Here is a 25,346-nt window from a genome sequence, read left to right on the forward strand (position 1 = left end):
ACCTTCTTGAGTTGTCGAAAAAAAACATGAATTATGGATTAAAAAGTAACGTTTCTAATTCATAATTCATAAGAGTTAAAGAAAGTCTTAGATGTCTTGATTTTCTTGCGGCTGGCTAACCTGGCTTTTCACAGAGGTAGAAGCACCAGCCTAATTCACCTGCGGCGATTGCCTTTTGGGTTTTCTGAAAAGCAGCGCTCAAATCTGGATATTGCTCCTGAGCCAGCTCAGACACTAATTCGTAGCTCTTTTCCAAATGTTCACTTAAATCCTTGACCTGCAACACTTTAAATCCTAGCTCAGTGAGGTTTTCGGCATAGGATTCGCGGCTAAATGTCGGCTCAAACAGTAGCCGATCATAAACGTATTTGCGGGTAGTCGCGCTGATTTCCTTGACTGGCGTGATCAAGTCATCAAACAAGAAAATACCTCCTTCTTTGAGAACACGGTAAGCCTCCGCCAGAGCCTTCTTTAGTTCAGGGATGTGGTACAGAGCGCCTTGACTCCAGGCATGGGTAAAGGAACCATCTGGAAAAGGCAGATTAGTGGCTGATTCCTTTTGGAAGTTCAGGCGCAGAGACGGAAAATTACTCGCCTTGCGTTGAGCATTGTCGATATAATTGCCACTGAGATCGATTCCTACCACCTCACATCCTGTCTGTTGAGCCAACCAGATAGCCGCGTTGCCATTTCCACAAGCAACTTCTAGCACCTGAGACTCGGCAGTAATACCGCTTTGTGCCAACATATATTCATCCCAGCGCTTACAGGCGGGTACAAAGTCCTCAGCCTGAGCCTCAGCTAAGTTGTTGAAATAGCCCCAGTGGAGACTCCCTTCTGGGTTCCAGAAGCTACGGAAACGTTTGTCTCGTTCCTGATCATCAAACAACGCCTCGGTGTCAGATTCAGTAAATCGACTTGGTGTCATGGTTTCCTGTGCTGATTGAATTTATTCTATTCACCCTAAAAAGCATACAATGTATTCTGGATTCTGGGACTCGTTAAGTAGACATGACATTTTATAAATTTAAGTGAAGATGGTGCGATCGCTATTCCAGGGTTTGAAGATACTAGCAAAAGGTTAACAACATGAGCATTTTTACGAGAATTGAGTCGGAAGTCCGCAGCTACTGTCGATTATTTCCCACTGTTTTCACCAAGGCAGTGGGAGATCATTTGATCGATGAGAATGGGCGCACCTACATAGACTTCTTAGCCGGTGCTGGTGCTCTCAACTACGGACATAATAATCCAAAACTCAAAAAGCCTCTCCTAGAATACATTGAGTCAGATGCCATCACTCATAGCCTGGATATGTTCACCGCTGCCAAGGGGAAGTTTCTCGAATGTTTCGAGGAGATCATCTTAATACCACGAGGACTCAACTATAAGGTTATGTTTACCGGTCCGACGGGAACTAATTCCGCTGAAGCTGCGTTGAAGCTTGCCCGTAAAGTGACAGGTCGAAAAACCGTTATCTGTTTCACGAAAGGATACCACGGTCATACCTTAGGTGCTCTAGCAGTAACCCCGAATCCAGTCTATCAAAAAGCCGCCGGGATTCCCCTTGGTAATGTTTTAACGGTTCCCTTCGAGGAGCAATCTGGCACCAAAGACGATAGTCTTAATCAGTTGGAAAAACTGATCGATGACTTGAGCCGAAATCAGGAAAAACCCGCCGCCGTTATCCTGGAAACCGTGCAATCTGAAGGCGGAATTAATGTGGCGAGTGTGCCTTGGCTCAAGCGCCTTGCCCAGATTACTCAAGAGCAAGGAATTTTGCTTATTGTTGATGATATCAAAGTTGGGTGTGGTCGAACCGGTCCGTTCTTTAGCTTTGAGCGAGCTGGGTTAAAACCGGATCTGGTTTGTCTGGCTAAATCTTTAAGTGCTTATGGCAATCCGATGGCGGTGGTGTTGATTCGACCGGATTTAGACGGCTGGAAACCTGGAGAACATAGCGGCACATTCCGAGGTAATAATCTCGCCTTTGTTACCGCCACGGCGGCTTTGGAAGAATACTGGAAAACCGATGCTTTTTCCCAGGAAATCGTTGAAAAAGGTGAAGTCATGAAGCAGCGACTCCAAGAGATGATTGCTGATTATCCTGAAATCGGCGGCGTACATCGAGGACTGGGTTTGATTCAAGGAATTGCCTGCAAGCTACCGGGATTAGCGAAAAAAGTTAGTCATGAAGCGTTCCAACGGGGTTTAATCTTTGAACCCATGGGTGTGGACAAAGAAGTGATTAATCTTCAGTCTACACTAACGATTGATTTTGATACGTTGAACCAGGGGCTAGATATTTTGGATAAAAGTATCGCGGCGGCGCTCTCAAACTGACTCGCTCAAACCGGCGGCGGCTAAAAGTTCTGTCAATACGTTGCCATGAAATTCCCAGGGAAAAGTCTCAATGGTAAAACCTGGCAAGCCCGTATCGCCATCTATGGCTGCTCCCTCATTGACAAGAGTCGTCAAAATATGTTTATCGATGTCTAATGTGAGTCCCTCAGTTAACTTAGATTTCCAGTCATAACGCAGCAAAGCCAGGGCAATGAGTAACCCAATGGCTCCCCAGTTTGATACTCCGCACATGATTGGGTAATCGCAAGGAATATCACAGGCAATTCGTTCTCCATGCTTAATCGTTTTAGCAATTAGCTCGTGAGAAAGGGTTGCCATACCGAGTTCATTGCCCAAATCACCAATGCCGATGGAGATAATGTCATTGAGGGTAAATAACAGATGCAACGGAGCGGTATGAGCGGTAATATCATCCCCGTTTATATTACGGACAGTACCATCAGAACTTGGACCGGCTCTTTCAATTGCAATAACATGGGAAACCGGTGGTTCGCTACTTTGCCAGAACTTGACGATAGAAGAAACTGAGGGATCTTCAGCGCTAGCCGCATCCACAGGAACAACATCATAAGGCAGGTTAGCCGGTATTCCCGCTGCCCTCGCCGCCGTTTGGACAGCATTGAGACATAAAGGATCGGTAACCAGACGCACCGGTACTCCAACTCTTTGAAGTCCCGCCGCTAGGTGAGCGCAACCGATGGGACCATCATTTTCCGCAGCCGGAGGAGTGCCATGGGGAATAAAAAATCCTGTGATAATTGCGACATGGGGGGATGGATGTTCAGCGATGGAGCGAGCGGCACCCAGCAGCCCCCCTTTAGCCGCCTGCACCAGTGGCTGTATACCATGACCTACATCTCGTCCACAGATAGTTTCAATTTGTTCGATCCGGTTGAGAATTTCTGGAGAATTGTCAATGACAGCACTCATCGGCATTTATTTTAATATTGACTAATGACTAATGGCTACAGGGTGTGGGAGACCAATGACAATTGACCAATGACAATTGACCAATGACGATCTCCACTTAGATGGCGTCTTGGACAACTTTGTTGACGACATTTTCCAGGAGATTTAGTCCCTTCTCTAATACCTCTTCCGAAACAGTTAAAGGTGGCAGACAGCGAATCACCTCCCCTTGTGCGCCAGCGGTTTCCATGATTAGCCCCTGGGCAAAGGCTGTCTGGATAATTTTTTGGGCGAGGTTTCCATCTTTGCTGTCTAACCCCTGAATCATACCCCTACCTCTAACCGAAAACTCGGCTTTCTTTGTCGTTTTTGCTATCTGCTGCAATCGAGATTCCATTACGATGCCTTTTTGTTTAACCGAGGCTGACAAACTGTCATCTTGCCAATAGATATCCAAGGCGGCTTTAGCGGTGACAAAGGCGAGGTTGGGTCCTCTAAATGTGCCACTATGTTGTCCGGGTTTCCATTGATCGAATTCAGGTTTAATCAGTACCAAGGAAAACGGCAAACCGAAACCACTCAAGGATTTGGAGAGGGTAACAATGTCAGGGGAAATACCGATGTCTTCAAAACTGAAAAATGTACCGGTTCGTCCACACCCCACTTGGATATCGTCCACAATTAAGAGGACATCATATTTACGACAGACCTTTTCGAGCGATCGCAACCACTCAAATCTTGCCACATTCACCCCACCTGCTCCCTGAATGGTTTCGACAATCACCGCTGCTGGAAGTGTTACCCCACTGCCTACATCGGAAAGGACTTTGTCGAGGTACTCTGTTGTATCAATAGCCTCACCCAAGTACCCATCATAGGGAATAAACGTTACCCCTGTGGTTGATATTCCTGCCGCTGCTCGCTGAGAGGCTTTGGCAGTTGTGGCTAAGGAACCCAGGGTGACGCCATGATAGCCATTAGAAAAGGCAATTACATTTTCTCGCCCTGTTATCTTGCGAGCCAGTTTCAGCGCCGCCTCTACCGCATTGGTTCCTGTTGGTCCTGGAAACTGAACTTTATAATTTAATTGCCTAGGTTCAAGAATAATGGCGGCAAAGGTTTCCAGAAATTCCTCTTTCGCCACCGTTGCTAAATCCAGACCATGAATTATACCATCTGACTCGAGATAACGGATTAGTCGTTCTTTGAGTTGGGGGTTATTATGTCCATAGTTTAGCGTACCCACTCCACAGAGGAAGTCAATGTACTTACACCCTTGTTTATCTTCTAAAATAGCGCCTTGTGCCTGCTTAAATACCGTGGGAAATAAACGGCTATAGCTTCGCACATTGGATTCCAATTCATGGAAAATTCTCATCCGATTAGTCTCAGTTTTTCCTATACGTTTTTCCAGCGCTCTTAAGCTTTGGCTAGAGTTGTCTGACTTTACCCGTGAAGTGATTATCCTAAAAATACAAGGTAATTCTCCCCCCGAAACAATCAGTGGAGGATTAGCCTAAGAAAATACGTTCTAGTTCTCGGGTTGAATCACTATAGGTGGTTCTGGCATGTGCCATACATTCGTTATCCCAAAGCAAACAGGAGTATTGCTCCATCCGAATCGCCAAGTGATTTGCTTCGTAATAGTCGATAAATCGGTCGGTAATTTCTGCCAAAAATGGATCGGGAGTAAAGGGCTTGAGGTTCTCTGGATCGGGGCTGTAGTCACCGTATTTAATATAGTTGCAAGACAAGCGTAAAATCGGCTTGTTCCCCGAAAATGATAAGATGGGATGAATGGCGCCTTCGGTACGGTTGGCATGGATGCCTCCAGTGGCACCAAAATAGTGCCGCGTCTCCATGAGTTTTTTCTTTTCTGCTTCGGTAAGCGTCTTGACAAATCCTTTTACATAAGCTAAAGTTGTTATCCCCCCCCCACAATTTGCCTGCTTTTTGCACCAAAGTGCCAGATATTTCGGTGGGTTTTGATAATCGCTGGCTTCGGTGTGAGGCAGCACAACCCGTTGACCTCGGGCGTCGGACAAGTTCAGAAAATTAGATTCCCATTTGACGTGGAATATCTCTTGCCCGTATTGCGGTTTTAACGTCTCACCTGTGACCAATTTAGCCCATTCAATCCAGTTGAAACTGGGGTTTTCTGTTTCTACATAGATAAAGCTATTTTGCTGGAGGACTTGCTGCGACTTGGAGATTGAAGTCTCTGAGCAATCCACTAAATCTTTAGGCAAACTCGTGATCATCAATTATGTATCCCATTTAACTGTTTAGTTACACCAAAAGCATTATATTAGACCGAGGATGCTAGACAAAACAAAATATTAATATTTTTTTACAAAAAATATAGCAATCCTATTTAGGTTGTGGCAATTTTAAAAAATTAAACCCTTGCTATACCTGGCTTTCGACCTTTTCGCTTGTTGCATCCTATTTAGGATTGCTATATTAAGAAACTCAGTTTTTAGCTCCACGTAAAGGTTGATATACAAGCCCATCAATTTGTTACAGCGTTTTGTAGAGACGTTCCGCCGGAACGTCTCTACCATAAGATTCGTCCTAACTGCTATGGCGATTGCGATATCACCTCAAAGGATTGCACTTCGAGAACTGGACCAATCATTGCTGTGGTCATCACATCCTCTCGCACCTCTCCTTGCACCTTCACGTTCAAGTTAGGTTGCTGTAACTCATCGGGGGCATCCTGAAGTTCATAGGTTTCTCCAGAATCGGCAACTAAAGCCCAAGCCCCCATGCCAATATCCTTGTGTTCGATTTTGCCCGTGACATTAATGCTCATGCAAATCTTCCCTCTTCTTTAGAGGCAAAATAGGCAAGTCCAAAGCAGAGGAGAGCATTCGCCATTAAGAATAGACGCGCCCCAATGCCACTACCTAACCACAGAACACTGGGAGACATTACCGCACTTACAGCCAAACAACTGGCAACACCCAAGGCTGAACCAATCGCCACCCATTTCCATTGGGGGTGTCCCAGGAACAATGCCACTAAGATAAAGGGAATCAGCACACTGGCAAAAATGGGATTTAATACCCCACTACCTTGAACCGCAGTACCCAGTTCCGGAATCGAACTGCCCATGACTCGTAGGGGCCACTGGGGTAAGTCAAAGATATAGAAGCCGCGCAGGAAAAATAATCCCGAACTTCCAGCCACTAATCCTGTGGTCAAACTCCAGCCAAAGGACAAATAGTTCCGTAAGAACCACGCCAAGAGGTAGGAACCCAGAACCATGAGAACTTTCGGCAGCAGTGCAACTGCACCACCATCAATCCAGAACCGGAGATTGAGATAGCCACTATCGCGCAACCAACGGAAGAAATCGCGGAAGGTAATTTGTCCCTTCGCCGCCAATTGCACTGCACCCCCAGCATCTAGTTGTCCCGCGCCAAAGTGGTTGAGGGGATCATCTTCAACCTGACGACTGGATTGTTGGAGAACGGTGAAAATTTCATCGGGATCATTAATCCCACTCGCTTTCACCAAAGCCGCAACCCCAGCAACGTGGGGGGCTGCCATACTGGTTCCCTGAAAGCCAGAAAACATGGCAGTTTTGGTTTTGGGATTAATGGTTTCTTGGACAATCTTACCCGCTTCACTACCACCAGGGGCAGAAATGTCAACCCCTGCACCGTAGTTAGAATAGGGGGCTTTTACGCCAGCGGAATCCACAGCGGAAACACCCAAAACATGGGGATAACGGGCGGGATAGGAGGCGGAATTTTGGTTAGCATTCCCTGCTGCTGCAATAATCGCCACACCTTTGTTATAGGCATAGTCGATCGCTTCTTGCATCAGTTTACTTTCACCGCCACCGCCCAAGCTCATATTGATCACATCTGCGCCATTATCGGCAGCAAATTTAATCGCTTCGGCGATATCGGAAATCGTACCACCGCCACCCGCACTCAAGACTTTTAAGGGCATGAGACTGGCTTCATACGCGACGCCAGCAACCCCGTAACTATTATTGGTGGATTGGGCAATGGTTCCAGCAACGTGAGTTCCGTGACCATTATCATCAAAGGCGTCAACTCTATCGTTTACGAAGTCGTACCCTTCGACGAGTTTGGTATCTTTGAGATCAGGAACCGGACTAACCCCAGTGTCAATCACCGCTACCGTAATCCCACTTCCCCGCGTCTCATCCCATGCGGCTTCCACATTAATGCTGCGGAGATTCCATTGCTGGCTATAGCTGGGGTCGTTGGGAACAAAAAATGTGCTGTAGATGTAGTTGGGTTCAATATATTCCGTGTCCTTAGCCAGTTCTGATCGTTTGAGCTGACGCAGGACTTGTTTATCTCCCTCCAAAATGTAAATATTGTCAACGTCAGAGAATTCGCTATTGAGTCGCGGGGTCACGCCGTATTTTTGCGCGATCGCGTCCACCTCAGCACTAATCTCTGTAGCGGGAATATCTTCCCGGAAATCCAGTACAATTGAGCCAAATTCCCCCTGATTTGCCAACCCTTTAAAGTTGAACAGGGCAAAACCTAGCCCAATCACAAACAAACACAGTAACAAAAACTTTTTCATTGGCAACCATCCGTCTATCGTGCCAGTTTAACCTCTACGATAGCTTATTTGTTATTTGTCATTGGTCATTGGTCATTGGTCATTGGTCATTCGTCATTCGTCAGGAAATAGGGTGTAGGGTGCGTTAGCGTTCGCGAAGCGTTCCCGTTCGCGCAGCGTTCCCGAAGGGTAGGGTAGCGTAACGCACCATTTCAAACGTTAGAGGTAAAACCCGCCCCTACAATAGACGTTCCCCCATCTTCCCCATCTCCCTCATCTCCCCCATCTTCCCCATCTCCCCCATCTCCCTCATCTTCCCCATCTTCCCCATCTCCCCCATCTTCCCCATCTTCCCCATCTCCCCCATCTCCCCCATCTTCCCCATCTTCCCCAGCTCCCCCAGCTTCCCCCGCTTCCCCTGCTCCCCGTCACCCGCCGCCTTGGTAGAACAGCTCAAGAAATCGGAAAAACTTCTCACATAAAATGCGATCGCGTGCGCCTGCTTCCATCTCCTTGGTAATCTCCTCTATGGCTTGCATCCAGTAGGGGCGATCGCTTGAGGGTTCGTTCCGGGTGCGATGGAGTCGCTTACTGATAATCGCATCGGCGATGTTGACAAGCTGGAAAACTTGGACAATGAATGGAATTTCATCACCCTTGAGTCCTTTAGGATAGCCGGTGCCATTGAGTCGTTCTTGATGAGACAAGACTAGGGGGACAAATTCTCTCAACCCCGGAAGCTGCTTACAGATCAAAGCCGACACTTCCGGATACTCGCGAATTTTTACCCAATCCTGTTCACTTAAGGAACCGGGATTGAGTAAAATCGAGTCGGGAATGCTAAGTTTGCCTAAGCCATGACAGTAACTCAGGAAAACAAGCTGGCGCAATTGGGTTTTGTCTAGTTTCAGCCACCGTCCAAAATGTAAGCACATTGTTCGCAGACGATAGCAGCGCAAACCAGCCGTGACGTTTCGAGCCAGCTGGATTTGTTCAAGAAAATTTAAGATATCGGCGTCGCCGGGGCGAAGCATTCCACTTCAGAATTAGGTGACTTTTACTGTTGCATTGTTATTGAGGTTAGTGATCCTCAACTCAGGTTATGTTAACGCTTTTGGATAGAAACCAGTCAGTTGGGTTAGGAGGAGGACTGTATAGCGCTTTATACAGTAGAGGGATCTATTAGTGCATCTTTAACCTTACCATAAGGCTGGATACAATCAGAATTCTGTATTTAATTTTCGTATGTTTTTATTTCTCTCCAAGTTACTCCCCTTATTTGTGTATCCATTAGGACTTGCTTGCGTACTCATGGTTGTGGCGTTAGTCTTGTCCTGGAAACGCCCCCGCTTGGTTCCTATCCCTATCGCCTTAGGATTAATCATCTTATTAGTTGCCAGTAACGGTTGGGTTGCCAATAGCATGGTTCAATCCCTAGAGTGGCAGCATATTCCGCCAACCGAGTTACCCCAGGCGGAGGCGATCGTGATTTTGGGTGGGGCGACTCGATCCGCCATTCCGCCGCGCCCTGCACCGGATTTAAATGAAGCAGGCGATCGCGTTTTCTATGGGGCGCAGCTTTATCAGCAAGGGAAAGCCCCTGTGATTATTGCCTCTGGGGGGCGGATTGAGTGGCGGGGTGGGGGTTCTCCAGAATCAGCGGATATGGCTCAAATCTTGGAAATGATTGGCGTTCCTCCCTCAGCAATTTTGCAAGATCCGGCGTCTCTGAACACCCACCAAAATGCCGTCAATGTGCGAAAAATATTACAGCAGGAAGGGATAAAAAAGGTATTATTAGTTACCTCTGCCATGCATATGCCTCGCGCCCTACGGATTTTTATACGTCAGGGGATTGAAGCGATTCCAGCACCGACTGATTTTTTGGTCACTCAACAAGAACTGAATGAACCGAATAGTAGTCTAGCGGCTATTTTATTGAATGGTTTGCCAGATACTCAAAATTTAGATATGACGACCCGGGCGATTAAGGAATATATTGGGACAGCCGTTTATTGGCTACGAGGATGGTTATAGTATCAAAGAATTCAAGAAGGCAGAGAGTAGAGGGGCGGAGGGCAGAAGGCAGAAGAGAAGGAGGAAGATTATAATAGCGCAATCTTTGTAGTGCGTTAAGCGAAGCCATGCCGCAGGCTTTGCATCTTGCTCGCTACTAATACCTAATTTAAACGAATGACAGCTTAAGAATGCAGAAATTCAAAAGCCCCAATAAGTGAAGGGCGAGTTTTGCTCTTCACTTATCGATGATAAGCTTACCTGAGTGCCTAAACCCGCCCCGACAATATGACTTATTATTTATTACTTAATTAAAGGTAATGTCACTATAAATGTTGTACCAAAACCAACCTCACTTTTGACTGTAATCTCACCCCCGTGTAAATCAACACATTTTTTAACAATTGATAATCCTAAACCTGTTCCGGCAATCGTTCCCACATTTCCGGCACGACTAAAGGATTCAAATAATTTCGCTTGATCGGCTTGGGGAATGCCAATTCCCTGATCCTGCACCTGAAACACAACCTGCTTTTCTTCACAGCTCAAAGTCAGCGTAATTTTACCCCCCTGCGGCGAATATTTAATCGCATTGGAGAGCAAATTAGTAATCATTTGTCGCAGTAATTTAGGGTCGAAATTAGCGCATTCACAACTTCCGTGATGCGTAAAAAATAACTGATGTTTCTCATCGACGGTAATTTGTAATCCTTCAACGATTTCCTCGAAAAAGCTAACTAAGTAGATCGGTTCTGGCTTAAACTCAACCTTCTCTAGTTCTGCCTTGTTAATAAATAGAACATCTTCTACTAAAGCGGTTAGATGTTTAACCGATGCCTGAATCCGCTGGAAATGTTTGCGCTGCTTTGCTTCATCCAATTTGTGGAGATACCGTTCCAGAATTTCGGCAGATGAGTTAATTGTTGTCAAAGGTGTGCGGTATTCATGGGAAACGGTGGAAATAATCCGGGATTTGAAATGGCTGAGTTCTTGTTCTTGAGCCAGCGCTAGACGCAATTGAGATTCTAAGGTTCGTAATTGATCATTGGCTTGTTGAAATTCGCTTGTCCGTTCAGCGACGCGATGTTCGAGGTGTTCATTTGCCTGTTGTAATTGTTGCTCTTTTTGATTGAGTAATTGAATAATTTTAGACCGTTCAATGGCATAGCGGATAGAACGCACTAATAAGTTACTGTCAAAATCACCCTTGACTAAATAATCTTGCGCTCCTTTCTGAACCGCAATTGTGGCGAGTGATTCATCCTCTAAGCCACTGAGAATGACAATGGGGATCGTGGCAAACTGTTTGTACACCTGCTCAACGGTTTCTAAGCCGAAACTGTCGGGTAATGACAAATCCAATAAGATGACATCATAAGCATCTTGATTCCTCGGCTGTAGTACCTCTTGCAAACAGCGATGGTGAGTAATCTGGAACGGAGTTGGCTTGACAAAATCGAGGAATTCTGTGATTAAATCAGCATCACCGAGGTCATCTTCAATGAGTAAAACTCGGATAGGATCGGTGTACATGGTGATTATTTGGGTGGAAGTTTGACAACGGTAAACCAGAAGTTTTCGATGGATTCGACAATTTTGATAAAGTCTTGCATACCCAGAGGTTTGGATACATAGCAGTTTGCACCCAAGTTATAGGACTTAAGAATATCGTCCTCAGCATCAGACGTGGTTAAAACCACCACAGGGATGCGTTTAAAGTAGTTGTCACCTTTAATATCTTGGAGTACCTCACGCCCATCTCGACGGGGTAGATTGAGATCCAGAAGAATTAAGTCGGGCGAGATAGTCTGAGTATATTTACCTTCTTGTCGTAAGTAAGCCAGCGCCTCAACCCCATCCCTGACACTATTGAGATTAATCTGTAACTTGGCATCTTCTAGGGCTTCTTCAATTAAGTCAATATCCCCCGGATCATCTTCGACTAGGAGAATTTCAATCGCTTTAGTTACTGGGTTCATCAAGCAGGTCATAACATAAAGTGTTTGTGGATAATTCTCGCACTATTCCCAATTTATGACAGAGTTCCCCAAATCTTGGCAAAACTAACGTTGTTTGTCATTTGTCATTTGTCATACTCGCTATCGCGAGAAGCAAGCTACGTCATTCGTCAAGTCGGGGCGGGTTTAGTTACATCTCGGTGTGACCAAAAAGATAGTAGTGAAACCCGCCCCTACACAATCTTCCCTATCTGACACACCGAGCGAAGTCGAGGTGTTCCCCATCTTCCCCATCTTCCCCATCTTCCCCATCTTCCCCATCTTCCCCATCTTCCCCATCTTCCCCATCTCCTCTACACAACAGGTAGAGTAAAGTAAAATGTACTTCCCTGACCTAATTCTGACTCGACCCAAATTTTTCCGCCGTGACGTTCCACTATCTTTTGACAAATAGCTAACCCAATTCCTGTCCCTGAATACTCTTCGCGGTAATGTAGGCGTTGAAAAATGGCAAAAATGCGATCGCTATAGTTAGGATCAATGCCAATCCCATTATCTTGAATGGAAATCTGCCAAAAATCATCCTGACAGTCAGCCTTAATATTAATTTGTGGCGGCTGTTCGCGGCGAAATTTAATCGCATTGGCAATTAAATTCTGTAAAATTTGCCTAATTTGTAAGGGATGAGCTTGCACAATAGGCAAAGTTTTAGTATTAATAATTGCCTGATTTTCTTCAATCGCTGGACTTAAATCCGTTAACGTCTGCTGAAGAATTTGACCTAAATCAGTAGGTTCTAAAACCAGTTCATTGCGGCTGACTCGTGAATAGGTTAATAAATCCGTAATTAACGCCTGCATCCGGATGACACTATCGGTAATATAGCTGATATATTTATCCGCCCGTTCATCTAACTGACCCTGATAGCGTTTCACCAATAAATCACTATAACTCCTAATTTTCCGCAGGGGTTCTCGCAAATCGTGGGAGGCGACATAGGCAAATTGTTCTAATTCTTGGTTAGAACGTTGAAGCTGTTGATTCAGTTGCTGGAGTTGTTCCTCAGCCTGCTTACGTTCTGTCTGATCCTGCACCAGAGACAGAATAGAAATAACCTTGTTTGATTCATCAAACAACACAGAGTTATACCACTGGCAATATAATACATTGCCATCTTTAGTTAGATTCCGGTTCTCAATAATCTCAGGTAGCGATTCTGGATTCAACAGGTTTAAGGCTTTCTGATGGACAAATTCGAGATCATCCGGATAAACAAATTGCCAATCATTCAACTGTTTGCCCAGAACCTCCTCCGCCTTCCAGCCAAAAATACGCTCGGCTTGTTTTGACCAACCCTGAACCCGAAACTGACTATCCCACTCTATCACTCCCAAGGGGGAATTTTCGACATGAAATCGTAATTGTTTATGGGCATTTTCTAACTCAGCCGTTCGCTGTTTGACCCGATGTTCTAAGTCTTCATTGGTTTGACGCAGGACATCCTCAACCCGTTTATAGTCAGTAATATCTTCAGCGATACCGAGAACCAGTTTTGGTAATTCTTCAAGGGTTCGAGAAAAAACCGTCTCTCGACTCCGCAGCCAGCGCCATTCTCCATTGGCATGTTTCATCCGATACTCAAGCGTGAGATGATCATCCTCGGTAAGCGTCGTCAAGTGCTTTTGATGGTCTAGAATGTGAGGAATATCCTCTGGATTTACCAGATGAGACATAAAATCTGTACCGATATCTTGAATATCTTGGGGTGTATACCCTAACCGTTCAACCGTAGAACGATTGGCATAAACATTGCGTTGTTCTATCACATCATAGAGGTACAAGATACCGGGTACTGTATCCGCAATGCGTTGTCTAAAGTGCTGACTGTCGCGCAAGGATTGTTCGACTTGTTTCCGGATACTAATATCACTACCAATCCCCAAAAATCCGACAATTTGGTTATCGGAGTTATATAAAGCGGTAATCGAAAGTAAAACCGGAAAGCGACTCCCATCGTGGCGAATATAAGTCCATTCTCGTTCATCAATTTCTCCCCGACGAGCTTTGGTGATAAATGTCTCAAATCCAGGTTGAATCGGAGTATTAAGTTCTTGGCAAAGTTCGCGCGATCGCTCTACAATTTCGTCAGGGTCATGAAATAGAGCAGGTGTGGTTTTACCCACAACGTCTGACGCCGAATAACCGAGACATTTCTCAGCGGCTCGATTAAAGGTAGAAATCGTACCATCAACAGTAGTAGAGATAATCGTATAATTGGCACTATCTAAAATCGCTTGATTCAACATCGCCAAGTTTCGCAGCGTCTTTTCAGTCTGTTTACGTTCTGTGATATCTCGCCCTGTAGCCATTACATACTCAACAGTCCCCTGTTCATTCAAACAAACCGTATCCCTCCACGCAATCCAGCGCCAGTCTCCCTCCCGTGTCACCCAGCAGTTTTCACAGGGTTTGGGGAAATCATCGGGGATTAAGTTATCAAAAATGGCTTGAATTGAGGCGACATCTTCCGGCAAGATTAATAAATCCCAAGCATATTTACCTTGGACTTCCTGGCGCAAATAACCCGTTAACTGTTCACAAGCGTGATTGAAATAAACAATTCGTCCTTGAGCATCCAGAACAACAACCAACGCGCCGATTAAATCCAACAGCGCTGCGGTTAACTCGCGTTGTTCCTTCAGGGCGTTAAGCGGAAGGGATTCAGGGATAGGTAATGGTTGACTCATGAATATCCTTTGGCAAAAGCGGGACTAGCTTGACGGCTATACTAAAGTATTCCCGTTTCGCCGAGGGGATGTATCATATCTGGGTGAATTGGGGATTGGGAACATGTAGAGAGCGGGTTTGACTATTATTGTTTCTTCCCTCACCCAGATGCAACTAAACCCGCCCCTCACATCTTGCACCTATCGCTGTCTTCCCGCCTTGGGTTTAAACCCAATGAACAATTTAATTAACCTTACGTCCAGAAACTGTAGGGGCGCAAAGCTTTGCGCCCGATTCAATGGTAAAATCTATTCCACAATTTTAGCTGTGTGAAGCGTAACGCAGCTTTGTTCAAGGCTGATTCTGGCTCTTGACTTCTCCTCGGATTTTCAACCTCAGTCATTTTTCCATAGCGTTAACAGAAACGCCAAATTTTGTTCAGCCTTTAAAGCGTGGGGCGCATTCGCCTCCATTGAAATAAAAACGCCCGGTTCCAATTGAATATCCTTCCCCTCCAAAGTAAAGACACCCTTTCCTTCAATCACATTAATCGTAGCGTTACGAGGTGACGTATGTTCAGAAATGCTCGTGTCCGCCGCCAGACAGAACAACGTGTGGTCACACTTGTCATCTTTATGAATAACTTTACTCACCACACCCCCTTCAGGATACTCGATGCGATCGCGCAATTGCAATGAAAACGATGATTGGCTGGGAATTTGACTGGTCATGATGAATTTCTCCTATGGCACAATTTAAATAAGATATCCCATGTTAACGAGAATAAAGGGCGACCCGATAAAATTTAATGAAGTTGAGTTGTTAATTTAGGTGGGCAGGTCGCCCCGACACATCTATCGCTGGTATTATTAATAGTTGTTTCTGGCGGGGGTAAGGAATGGGCGAAGCCTTCTGGGGAAATATGCAAACATCTTTGAGTTAACTTGATATCGAATACTTATGGTTCATCCTATTCAGCGATACTTTTCTTTGCTTCTAACGCTTGGTAGATTCCTCCTGGTATTACTCCTATTTCAAGCCACCTTCCTGACTCCGCCAGCCGTTGCTGTACTGCGACAACACCAAGACGCGCCGGGAATCATGCGCTATCACTCCCAGGAGTCGTTGAAAGATGAATCAGGAAGAACTTGGCAGGTAGTTCTGTTCAAAAAAATAATACCAGGTCAGTCAACGCGCCTGAATCTGCGGTTAGTCGGCTTTCCGGGTATGGCGGACTTTACCCATCCCCAATTCCTGGAAATTGCCACAGCAGGTGGTAAACTGCTCACCGCCCCTGATGTCTTTGCCCAAGAAGCGCCAGCGCCTAATGTGGGTCAGTATGATGTCACCGATGTCTTTGCCAAATTACAAGCGGATGAATCTCTGATCCTTTCCATATCCCTCAATCATGGACAACCCCTCTCCTTAACTATTCCCAAATCTTTAGTTAGCGAGTGGCAATTATTGATCACAGAAATCGAGACTTGAACAATGTTCTGTAGTAGATTAACATCAGGAAATCCCAACTTGTGCCTATCCCCTATTTTCTAGTCATCGTATGAACGCCATCCCAATAATCGGGAGGAGGATTATTCTGATAATGTTTAGCCCGTTCAATATGAATCAAAACTGGCTTATCATTAGGTTCAAGTTGATAGGCTTGTTCAAAATAAACAATTGCTTTCGAGAAGTCGCGACTTATGTATGCCTGACGCCCTTTAGCATACAGATCTAAAAATTTGTGGGTTTTATCATTAAGAGGGGTATCGATATCTTGAATCAAATGATAAATACTGACCGCTTGGTTTTTCCCCTTCACGCGGATTTTATCGAGTTCCCGCACCCAAACATTATGGCGACAGAGGTTATAGGTATATTCACTAATGATAATATCACAACCGTACTCTTTCGTAATACTTTCCAGGCGGGCGCTGAGGTTCACGCCATCTCCGATAACCGTGTAGTCCATGCGTTTGTGGGAACCAATATTACCCGACACCACTTCTCCCGAACTAATTCCAATCCCAATATGAATTAAAGGTTGGCGATTTCGCATCCGAGGTTCATTAAATTTGGCTAAACGCCAACGCATATCTAAGGCGGATTGAACCGCCATCCAGCCATGATTTTCTTTTAACGCCAAGGGAGCGCCAAAAACTGCCATCAGTGCATCACCAATAAATTTATCTAAGGTTCCTTTATGCTCAAATACTGATTCGACCATTGTTTCAAAGTATTTATTCAATAGCGATACAACTTCCGACGCTCCCAAATTTTCGGTTAAAGTCGTATACCCCCGAATATCTGAAAATAAAATAGTGACATCCTTTTTACTCCCCTGCATCAGCGCATCTTCACCTAAGGCTAAGACTTCATCCGCAACCTCTGGAGTCATGTAGCGATACATGGTTGTTTTCAGCCGCTTTTCTCGACTAATATCTTCTAATACAACCAGACCCCCTCGCACCATTCCTTGGGGATTAGTTAGCGGATTAACTGTTAAATTAATACTCCGTTCAATAGGTTGGACTTGCTGTTTAGACAGGTAACCTAAAGATCCAGAATGATCAGGATCTTCATTCCACAAACTATAGGTTTTTGGGTCATCGCTTTTGGGAATAGCTAGGAGATAAAGATGAGTATCATCATGGGATTGGCAATAGGGGGGAGTATTCGGTATTTCTATCTCTTCCAGGGGACATTGAAACAGACCGACCATTAAATTTTGCTCAGGAAGGTAATGCTTCGCCCCCGTAGTTAGGCTGTCTTGTAAGCGGAATTGGAGATGTTCAATGGGTACAACCTCCCAGACGTAGCGATTGGTGAGTTTTTCCTCCCACAACTGACGGTTGCGATTGTCGAGTTGTTGTAAGGGACATCCCAGTAATCCTAGCGCCGCATCATTAATTGTCACAATCCGTCCCTGCATATCGGTAGAAATAACCGCATCAGAAAGGCTTTGCAGGATATCTTTTTGATATTGCTTTTCGATCAGGACATTTTCAAAAAGTTTTGCATTTTCTAGGGCAATTCCAGCTTGAATATTAAATGCCCGCATAAACTCTTCATCGGAGGTGGTGAAGCTGCCTTGATTCTTATTAATCAATTGAGTCACACCAATTAATTCGCCACCCGAGTTAAAGACAGGCATACAGAGAATATTACGGGTGACATAGCCTGTTTTTTTGTCCGTCGTTGGATCAAAGCGAGGATCTTTATAGGCATCGGCAATATTCAACGGTTGACCCGTAGACGCCACATAACCTGCAATTCCCCGATTGGCTGAGATCCGGATTTCTACAATCTCTTTGCCATCAGCCGTCGCGACCTTACTCCACAGTTCCCCATCATCTTTACTTAGCATAAATAACGTGGAGCGGTCTGCTTGCATTAACTCCCGCGCTTGATCCATGACTAGACGCAGTGTGGCTTCTAGGTCTAAACTTTGACCCAGGTACTGAGTTGCCTTCAGGAGGGCGGCTGCACCGCGTTGGTTACGGGCTGCCATGTAGAATGATTGGCAAGTTTCCAGGATAATGCCAATCGAGGCGGCAAAGTCACGGAAGCGCTGTTCATCTTCTTCGTCAAAGGGTACACCCCCAGCTTTATTCAATAACTGCACGACAGCGACAATCTTTTTATTGCTACTGACAATGGGCATACACAAGAGTGAATTGGTATGATAGCCCGGAGATTCGTCAACTTCAGGATTAAACAGGGGATGGTTATAGGCTTCGGTGATATTGAGTGATTCGCCCGTCGTCGCCACATGACCTGCTAAACCCACATTTAGGGGAATGCGAACCTCCTTGGCGGCGTTGTCCTCACCTGAGGGAATTTTTGCCCAAAGCTGATCTTTGTCACCATCAACGAGGAAGATAGTAGTACGCTCAGCTTGTAGGAGTTGACCGATTTTTAGGGTAAACGCCTCCATCACCTGCTCCAGCATGGTTTCCAGCGCTTCATGATTAATCATTTCCAGCGCCCGCAGAAATTGCTGAAATTCGGCGGTGATGAAGTCCAGTAAGCAGATAAATTCGGGAAGGGATAAGTCTTTAACTCGATGAGTTAAAACGCTAGTGCGATTGAGTTGGGTTAACTGGGTCAATGTAGCAAGAACGCTACCGGCATTAGACAGTGTCATAGTATTCGCTGTTGAACAGCTACTTTTTGCTCTGGCTGTCAGACGCACGCTCATGCACGTCTGGTTGACTGTTTCAGTCGGGAGATTTAAAACAAATAAGCGCAGCGATATCGGTGAACGTTGAAAAACGCTTCCGTTTTCAGTTAGTTTAGACCAATCTCAATGTTAGATACATTTATCTGTCTGAGTTGTTATTTGTTTTATATCCTTTGTCATTCACTATTACCTCTATTGTCTCATCCTTCTGCCCTAACTCCATGACCAGAGGGACTTCTGCTGGCTGAGTTGAGGATTGCCCTTAAATCATTCTGCACCTAGTTACAGCCAGACGCCAATAGATCGAGCGATAGGGTGGGGGTAGGCGTGCCATGACACGTCTGGAAACAGGGCTGGGTTTTACCGATAAGCTTCTGTGGATGTCCGGATTCAGTTTCGTTGAGATAAGTCGGTAGGGACAATAAACGTTAATGGCTCAGATCCTCATTCGTCATTCGTCATACTCGCTCCCTTGAGAAGCAAGCTACGTCATTCGTCTTATGTTTATGTAAGGGTTTGAAGTCTATTTACATAACTTAATAGAGTTAAGTTTATTTCCACCAACCTACTTATCTGCCTAAAGACAGAGACTTTGGCGAAATTAATATCATTTAGCTAAAAACTTCCTTTAGATAGATCAAGTTTTAAATTTAAATCGAATATTGTGAGAAGAATTGATTTTGTCCTCAAACGGATAATCGAGTGGGAAACGTCAGATATCCAACCTGGCTGTATGGGACACCGATTTTACCCTAGCCAAAAACATCGATGCCCAGAAGACATGGGTATGGAAAAAGGACTATAAGAAAAACCGAGTAATTATGACAACTACTGCATCGGATATACTGCTTGAAACCCTGCAAAGTTGGGGGGTTGAAGTCATTTTTGGCATGCCAGGTGATGGCATTAATGGCATCATGGAAGCCCTACGCCAACGCCAAGACCAAATCCGCTTTATCCAGGTACGCCATGAAGAAAGTGCCGCGTTTATGGCTTGTGCCTATGCGAAATATACAGGCAAGTTAGGCGTTTGCCTTGCCACATCAGGTCCTGGGGGTCTGCATCTGCTTAATGGTCTTTATGACGCCAAGATGGATGGTCAACCTGTGCTAGCGATTACGGGTCACCACTACCACGATTTGATTAACACCCATTCCCAGCAAGATGTAGACCTGGACAAGGTGTTCATGGATGTGGCGATTTACAATACGCGGGTGATGGGTTCTGCCCATGTTGAAGGTATCACCAATCTCGCTTGCCGTGCGGCTCTCCAGCATCATGGTGTGGCGCACATCACATTTCCCATTGACTTTCAATCCCAAAGTGCACCAGAAAAAAGTTCACGCCGTAATGTTCTGCATCACTCCTCTGAAGTCTACGCCCGCAGTGCGGGACTCCCGGCACAAGAGGATTTACAACGGGCTGCCGATATTCTCAACACGGGTAAGAAGGTGGCGATTTTAGTTGGTCGTGGTGCGTTAGGGGCAAAGGATGAACTGGAACAATTGGCTGAGACGTTGGGCGCACCGATTGTGAAAGCCTTATTAGGGAAAACCGTGGTTCCCGATCGCAATCCTTATACTACAGGTGGATTAGGTTTGATTGGCACTCTACCCTCCCAGGAAGTGATGGAAGAGTGCGATACCCTGCTGATGGTGGGAACAACGTTTCCCTATATGGAGTTTCTGCCTAAACCCGGTCAAGCGCGGGCAATTCAGATCGATCTCGAACCCATGCATATTAGCTTGCGCTATCCGGTGGAAGTGGGTTTGGTGAGTGACTCACGTTCCACGATTAGCGCCCTGCTACCGATGTTAAACCGCAAGGAAGACCGAAGTTTCCTGGAGAAGGCGCAGGAGAAAACCCAAAAATGGTGGGAGTTAATGGAACAACGGGGGACTCGCCAGGATCAGCCGATGAAACCCCAAGTCGTCGCCTGGGAGTTGGGGAAACAGTTATCGGATACGGCGATTATTTCCGCTGATTCCGGTACGATTACCACTTGGTCAGCCCGTTATATTCCCGTCAAGCAGGGGCAAATGTACTCCGTATCCGGAACCATGGCGTCTATGGCTTGTGGGTTGACCTACGCGATCGCCGCCCAAATTGCCTATCCTGACCGTCAATGTGTGGCGTTTGTGGGCGATGGTGGCTTTTCGATGTTGATGCCAGAGTTTGCCACCTGTGTCAAGTATCAACTCCCGATCAAAATTATTATCATCAAGAATAATACATTGGGTCAGATTAAATGGGAGCAAATGGTTTTCCTGGGGAATCCCGAATATGGCTGTGAATTGCAACCCATTGATTATGCTGCCTTTGCCCGGGCATGTGGCGGAGTTGGCTTCACCATTGATGATCCCGCCCAATGTGGCGATATTTTAGAGGAAGCATTAAATACACCGGGTCCGGTGATTGTGGACGCGATCGTTGATCCCTATGAACCGCCGTTTCCGGGCAAAATTAGTCTGGATCAGGCAAGTAAGTTGGCTGAATCTCTCGCCCGAGGTGAACCCAATCGCGAGAAGATTGCGCTGACGGTGTTGTCGGATAAGGTAAGAGAACTCCTTTAATTTGTCTTATGTCAAATGTCACTGACTTAAGCTAGGTTCGTAGTAGGCACTTTAGTGCCAGAAGCGCTTTAGCGCTTACTACAAACTCTAAAGCGGCAAGAGGACATGCTTGATACAGACGTTCCGGCAGAACGTCTCTACTGACTTCTGATCAACAGGAACCCCTGCAAAAGATGTTCAAACTTAATCAGCTATGAAAAAACGCCCTAGTAATATCGTGCTTCAGGTTGTCATCGGAATCGCACTATTATTGGCGGCTTATGTCATTGGTGGCTTCCTGATCAAAACTCGTCGAGAAGTCAAAGATACACCAGAGGCGAGTCTCATTCATTCCTATTTGGCGAATTGTCGGGGAAAAGGTGGAGCAATAAACGGCACACTATAATCGTTGATTGGTGTTGAGATACATGGATTCCTTGCCGATAATGCAGTAACATAAAACCCATGGGGGATCATCTCTCAATGTCCTGTAACTACGAGAGGGAATAGCGTGTCTCACACTATTGTTACGGAAACCTGCGAAGGGGTTGCAGATTGCGTCGATGCTTGTCCAGTTGCTTGCATTCACCCTGGTCCTGGCAAAAATGTCAAGGGGACAGACTGGTATTGGATTGATTTCGATACCTGCATCGATTGTGGTATATGTTTACAGGTATGTCCTGTAGAAGGCGCGATCGTTCCGGAAGAGCGACCGGAGTTACAGAAAACCCCCCAATAAATCTGGAAGCTGGGGGAGATAGGGGAGATGGGGGAGATGGGGAAATTGTGTAGGGGCGGGTTTCACTACTATCGTTTTTTGCCCACCCTAACGTCACTAAACCCGCCCTGTCTAAATGACCAATGACCAATGACAATCTCCACCGTTCAGATTAATTGTGTCCACCCACTTAAAACGAATGTTGCTGACTTAAGCTGGTTTCGTAGTAGGCACGAAGCGTGCCAGAAGCGCTCGCATCGCTGACTACAAACTCTAAAGTCAGTGCCATTCCACTTAAAACTCTATGCTTTGCAAACTAGAGACGCCAGCAATATCCGTCAGATTGTATTGCAGGGGCGTAATCGCAATATAGTTTTCCTTAACGGCTTGAACATCGGTAGCTAAATCGGGGGGAAGATGGGAATGGGGGGGTTGTTCTATATCTTCAATCACTTCACCGGCTAACCAATAATAGGTTTTACCCCGTGGATCAACTCGTTTCTCAAAGGTGTCGAAATAGCGACGAATTCCTTGGCGGGTAACCTTAACCCCAGCAATTTCCGCCTGACTCACGGGCGGTACATTGACATTGAGTAACATGACTTTGGCTAGGGGTTGCTGAGAGAGTCGCTCAATCAGGCTTTTGGCGAACGTGGCGGCAACATGAAACTCTTTTGATGTGTAGCTAGTCAGACTAAAGGCAATACTGGGAATTCCTTCTAAAACCCCTTCCATGGCGGCGGAAACCGTGCCAGAGTAAAGGATATCGGTTCCCAAGTTAGAACCGTGGTTAATCCCCGATAGAACTAAATCGGGAGGACTATCAATTAAGGCTCCCAATGCTAACTTTACACAATCTGAGGGAGTTCCAGAACAAGACCAAGCTTTAACCGCCGGGTGAAAAATCGTATCAACCGCTTCGGCGCGAATGGGATCATGGAGGGTTAAACCGTGACCTGTTGCCGATCGCTCTCGATCTGGACAAACGACGGTAACATCATGACCCGCTTGTGCCAGTGTATCAGCCAAGGTGCGAATCCCCAAGGCAAAAATTCCGTCATCGTTGCTGATCAGCAATTTCATCAAATTCAGTGTGACTCCTGACTACTTACTCATTGAACGAACTATCCCCTTGTACTTCCAGTAATTCTTCCCAAGAACAACCAAACGTTTCCTTTATCCTGCACACAGTATCCATGTTGACTTTGCCCAAGGATTGCAGGGCGTAACGCCTAACGGTGCTATAGGTGACACCAGAACGCAAGCTCAATTCGTTGAGGCTCCAGTCTTTTTCCTGACACAGCTCTTTAACTCTGACTCTAACTCGGTACATATCCTTTAGCTTATGAGCATTTATGTACCAGAACTAGAGGTTAAATGCTACAGCTTAAACGCTTAAGCGTTGACGAATAAGTTTTGACGCTATAGTATATAATCATCTTTGGCAAACAAAAAAAGCAACTGATGCCAACAGTTCCCCTGGAAATCATGTTTGATCTGCCGCCAGAACCTACGAACTCGGAAGATCTGTAGACCTAACCTCCTTCCTTTCCCGACGAAGGAAGGGGGAGATCATTACACCAAATCTGATGAAGTCACTCTCTTCTTAACTTGGGTACTTTTCCTTCTACCCTTTCTGCTCTCTGCCTTGTCCTAACCCAAACGGGGGTAGTTAACCCGGATTTAGTATTACTTATGGTACAGCATAAGCCCTACCAAAAAACCGATAATTAAGCCTGACGTGTGACCTGTGAAACTTACTTGAGGAATTGATAGGTCAAAGATAACTTGAAAGGCAATAATAAATAAAATAAACCGCAAACGACGAGAGGCTAAACGCGATTTTTCGCGCCGCCATCCCTGAAGTAAAATAGCCGCCGTTGCGCCCACAATCCCCATCACGGAACCGGATGCCCCAACTACAAATTGCGCCTCAGAGTATCCGAAATGAGTGGCTAGAGATACTACCAACATCGAACCAACACCACTACTGAGGTAAAGTAGTAAATATCGCCACCCAGAAAGCGCATATTCGACAAAGGGTCCGAGGATATACAGACCCAGCATATTCATTAATAGATGCAGAAATCCAAAGTGCAAAAATGTTGAGGTTAATAACCGCCACCAAGCACCGTCGAGAACTTCCTCTGGTACTAATGCGCCAAGTTTGTATAAAACTTGCGGATTTTCACTTCCGCCAAAGTTAATTTCCAATCCAAATACAATCAGGTTTAATCCAATAATTGCCCAAGTCGTATAGGCTCTAGAACCTAGAAACCGTTCTCTGGAACCGTATCGCATCTGATGTTGGAGATTGAGTGTAAGTCGCGCTAAAATCTGCTGAGAATATTGAGTCAAAACAGCATCAGGGTTGACAGGTGACTGGGATAAACGAGCTTGAATCGCATGGCGGTAGAGTCCAGTATGGCGGTTAGAAATAGCCAATAGTTGCTGACGCGCCTCCTCTACGTCTCCCGCCGCCCAATCTGCTGTAGCCAGCCAAAATTGGCGAATGTACTTTGGATAAAATGCTAAAGATCCAGTGAGCAATTGGACGACTTGGGCTTTTTGACCGCAAAAGGCAAAGGCAAATAAATACGCTTGACTCTGATTGATGCCGCGATCGCTCCGTTCTAAGATACGTTCAAACTGATCAACTTGGGTGAGCAAACGATTTAAGTCCCCCATCTCTGCCAACGCTCTCAGGTAGTACAGGATCAGACTGGGATCATGTTCCAGCGCGGTCTGTGGTACGTTGGTTTCAATCCACTCCCGCAACTCTTGCCAACGCGCCTCCATTTTATAGAGAGTGGCGATGGTATGTCGCACCAGAGGGCGATTGGTGGTTTTGTAGCGGTTAATAATCGCCGTGGCTTCAACCGTTGAACCCTGCTTCAATTGTTCAAGCGTGTCCAATAATTCAGCAAATTGACGCCAATTCTGGGCGGGGTGTAGCCAACAGAGGAGTTTACCCAGTCGGCTAGCTGCACCAAAGCGTTCCTGATATGCCAGTTGATTCATGAGTCTAAATCCCAGAATCGGCATTAAAATCAACAACCCCCATAACCCCCCACCAATCCAGCCTGCATTCTCTGGAGTGAGGACATACAAGACACCTGTTGTGGCTAACACCAAGCCGGAAACAATCATCCAGCTACGGATGTACACGGCTGAATCCGAAACACTAGCACGGCGAATTCCAACGATAATGTTCAGAATGCAGGAGGTGCAGACAATCCATAGGAGTAACTGATTAATATCCATCAACGGTGATTGGCGATCGGGTTGGGAGAAGTAGGCGAAGTCCACCTTTTCAACGATAACCCGATCCAAGACGCGATCGCGGTTGTGGGAATTATCGGGTTCGG

At 45.8% G+C, this 25,346-nt stretch carries 22 protein-coding genes; 6 read left to right on the forward strand and 16 right to left on the reverse strand.

The window, feature by feature from the left end; genetic code table 11:
- Positions 1–115: 115 nt before the first annotated feature.
- Positions 116–928 carry a class I SAM-dependent methyltransferase gene (locus RIG66_RS26535; RefSeq protein ID WP_446368406.1) on the reverse strand — a complete coding sequence of 271 codons (813 nt, stop codon included), beginning with the start codon at positions 926–928 and terminating at the stop codon, positions 116–118.
- 161 nt (positions 929–1,089) lie between these two features.
- Between RIG66_RS26535 and ectB (RIG66_RS26540) the strand changes: the two genes are divergently transcribed.
- The gene (gene ectB / locus RIG66_RS26540) at positions 1,090–2,343 is read left to right on the forward strand and encodes a diaminobutyrate--2-oxoglutarate transaminase (protein WP_446368407.1); all 1,254 of its coding nucleotides are present in this window, start codon (positions 1,090–1,092) and stop codon (positions 2,341–2,343) included.
- Here the strand turns inward: ectB (RIG66_RS26540) and RIG66_RS26545 are convergent.
- The 7 genes from RIG66_RS26545 to RIG66_RS26575 all read right to left on the reverse strand — a co-directional run bounded on the left by RIG66_RS26545 (position 2,335) and on the right by RIG66_RS26575 (position 8,861).
- Complete coding sequence (locus RIG66_RS26545) at positions 2,335–3,294, reverse strand: glutamate cyclase domain-containing protein (protein WP_446381965.1); 960 nt, start codon at positions 3,292–3,294, stop codon at positions 2,335–2,337. The two genes, ectB (RIG66_RS26540) and RIG66_RS26545, sit on opposite strands and share 9 nt — an antisense overlap.
- Positions 3,295–3,391: 97 nt before the next feature.
- Positions 3,392–4,651 (reverse strand): diaminobutyrate--2-oxoglutarate transaminase, encoded by a 1,260-nt coding sequence (ectB, locus tag RIG66_RS26550; RefSeq protein WP_446381967.1) that lies wholly within the window; start codon positions 4,649–4,651, stop codon positions 3,392–3,394.
- Positions 4,652–4,784: 133 nt separating this feature from the next.
- Positions 4,785–5,534, reverse strand: a complete 750-nt coding sequence (locus RIG66_RS26555) for a TauD/TfdA family dioxygenase (protein WP_446381969.1) — start codon at positions 5,532–5,534, stop codon at positions 4,785–4,787.
- 320 nt (positions 5,535–5,854) lie between these two features.
- Positions 5,855–6,088: a hypothetical protein gene (locus RIG66_RS26560; protein ID WP_446381971.1), complete on the reverse strand. Its 234-nt coding sequence runs from the start codon at positions 6,086–6,088 to the stop codon at positions 5,855–5,857.
- The gene (locus RIG66_RS26565) at positions 6,085–7,848 is read right to left on the reverse strand and encodes a S8 family peptidase (protein WP_446381973.1); all 1,764 of its coding nucleotides are present in this window, start codon (positions 7,846–7,848) and stop codon (positions 6,085–6,087) included. The genes RIG66_RS26560 and RIG66_RS26565 overlap by 4 nt, the downstream gene beginning before the upstream one ends.
- 217 nt (positions 7,849–8,065) lie before the next feature.
- The gene (locus RIG66_RS26570) at positions 8,066–8,212 is read right to left on the reverse strand and encodes a hypothetical protein (protein WP_446381975.1); all 147 of its coding nucleotides are present in this window, start codon (positions 8,210–8,212) and stop codon (positions 8,066–8,068) included.
- A gap of 43 nt (positions 8,213–8,255) precedes the next feature.
- The gene (locus RIG66_RS26575) at positions 8,256–8,861 is read right to left on the reverse strand and encodes an HD-GYP domain-containing protein (RefSeq protein WP_446381977.1); all 606 of its coding nucleotides are present in this window, start codon (positions 8,859–8,861) and stop codon (positions 8,256–8,258) included.
- A gap of 211 nt (positions 8,862–9,072) precedes the next feature.
- Here RIG66_RS26575 and RIG66_RS26580 point away from each other — a divergent pair, with 211 nt between their 5' ends.
- Positions 9,073–9,864 (forward strand): YdcF family protein, encoded by a 792-nt coding sequence (locus RIG66_RS26580; RefSeq protein WP_446381979.1) that lies wholly within the window; start codon positions 9,073–9,075, stop codon positions 9,862–9,864.
- Positions 9,865–10,146: 282 nt separating this feature from the next.
- On the opposite strand, the gene RIG66_RS26585 is transcribed toward RIG66_RS26580, so the two are convergent.
- From RIG66_RS26585 to RIG66_RS26600, 4 genes are all read right to left on the reverse strand, one after another.
- A complete protein-coding gene (locus RIG66_RS26585) occupies positions 10,147–11,376 on the reverse strand; it encodes an ATP-binding protein (RefSeq protein WP_446381981.1) in 1,230 nt (409 codons plus the stop codon).
- A 5-nt stretch (positions 11,377–11,381) separates the two neighbouring features.
- Positions 11,382–11,822 carry a response regulator gene (locus RIG66_RS26590; RefSeq protein WP_446381983.1) on the reverse strand — a complete coding sequence of 147 codons (441 nt, stop codon included), beginning with the start codon at positions 11,820–11,822 and terminating at the stop codon, positions 11,382–11,384.
- A 332-nt stretch (positions 11,823–12,154) separates the two neighbouring features.
- Positions 12,155–14,548 carry a PAS domain S-box protein gene (locus RIG66_RS26595; protein WP_446381985.1) on the reverse strand — a complete coding sequence of 798 codons (2,394 nt, stop codon included), beginning with the start codon at positions 14,546–14,548 and terminating at the stop codon, positions 12,155–12,157.
- A 375-nt stretch (positions 14,549–14,923) separates the two neighbouring features.
- A complete protein-coding gene (locus tag RIG66_RS26600; protein WP_446381987.1) occupies positions 14,924–15,259 on the reverse strand; it encodes a cupin domain-containing protein in 336 nt (111 codons plus the stop codon).
- Between the two features lie 229 nt (positions 15,260–15,488).
- Here RIG66_RS26600 and RIG66_RS26605 point away from each other — a divergent pair, with 229 nt between their 5' ends.
- The gene (locus tag RIG66_RS26605; RefSeq protein WP_446381989.1) at positions 15,489–16,016 is read left to right on the forward strand and encodes a DUF3122 domain-containing protein; all 528 of its coding nucleotides are present in this window, start codon (positions 15,489–15,491) and stop codon (positions 16,014–16,016) included.
- 52 nt (positions 16,017–16,068) lie between these two features.
- Here RIG66_RS26605 and RIG66_RS26610 read toward each other — a convergent pair whose 3' ends face one another.
- A complete protein-coding gene (locus RIG66_RS26610; protein WP_446381991.1) occupies positions 16,069–18,672 on the reverse strand; it encodes a GAF domain-containing protein in 2,604 nt (867 codons plus the stop codon).
- A gap of 857 nt (positions 18,673–19,529) precedes the next feature.
- Between RIG66_RS26610 and RIG66_RS26615 the strand changes: the two genes are divergently transcribed.
- The 3 genes from RIG66_RS26615 (at position 19,530) to RIG66_RS26625 (ending at position 21,999) form a co-directional block, all read left to right on the forward strand.
- A complete protein-coding gene (locus RIG66_RS26615) occupies positions 19,530–21,281 on the forward strand; it encodes a thiamine pyrophosphate-dependent enzyme (RefSeq protein WP_446381993.1) in 1,752 nt (583 codons plus the stop codon).
- A 193-nt stretch (positions 21,282–21,474) separates the two neighbouring features.
- Positions 21,475–21,666: a hypothetical protein gene (locus RIG66_RS26620; RefSeq protein WP_446381995.1), complete on the forward strand. Its 192-nt coding sequence runs from the start codon at positions 21,475–21,477 to the stop codon at positions 21,664–21,666.
- 105 nt (positions 21,667–21,771) lie between these two features.
- Positions 21,772–21,999 (forward strand): indolepyruvate ferredoxin oxidoreductase subunit alpha, encoded by a 228-nt coding sequence (locus RIG66_RS26625; RefSeq protein WP_446377919.1) that lies wholly within the window; start codon positions 21,772–21,774, stop codon positions 21,997–21,999.
- Between the two features lie 273 nt (positions 22,000–22,272).
- On the opposite strand, the gene surE is transcribed toward RIG66_RS26625, so the two are convergent.
- The 3 genes from surE to RIG66_RS26640 form a co-directional block, all read right to left on the reverse strand.
- Entirely contained in the window at positions 22,273–23,061 is a 789-nt protein-coding gene (gene surE / locus RIG66_RS26630; protein WP_446381997.1) for a 5'/3'-nucleotidase SurE, read from the reverse strand.
- Between the two features lie 25 nt (positions 23,062–23,086).
- Complete coding sequence (locus tag RIG66_RS26635; protein ID WP_446381999.1) at positions 23,087–23,311, reverse strand: helix-turn-helix domain-containing protein; 225 nt, start codon at positions 23,309–23,311, stop codon at positions 23,087–23,089.
- A gap of 356 nt (positions 23,312–23,667) precedes the next feature.
- Positions 23,668–25,311: a rhomboid family intramembrane serine protease gene (locus tag RIG66_RS26640; protein ID WP_446382001.1), complete on the reverse strand. Its 1,644-nt coding sequence runs from the start codon at positions 25,309–25,311 to the stop codon at positions 23,668–23,670.
- Between the last annotated feature and the right edge of the window lie 35 nt (positions 25,312–25,346).

Source organism: Coleofasciculus sp. E2-BRE-01 (assembly GCF_040221695.1).
GTDB lineage: Bacteria > Cyanobacteriota > Cyanobacteriia > Cyanobacteriales > Coleofasciculaceae > Coleofasciculus.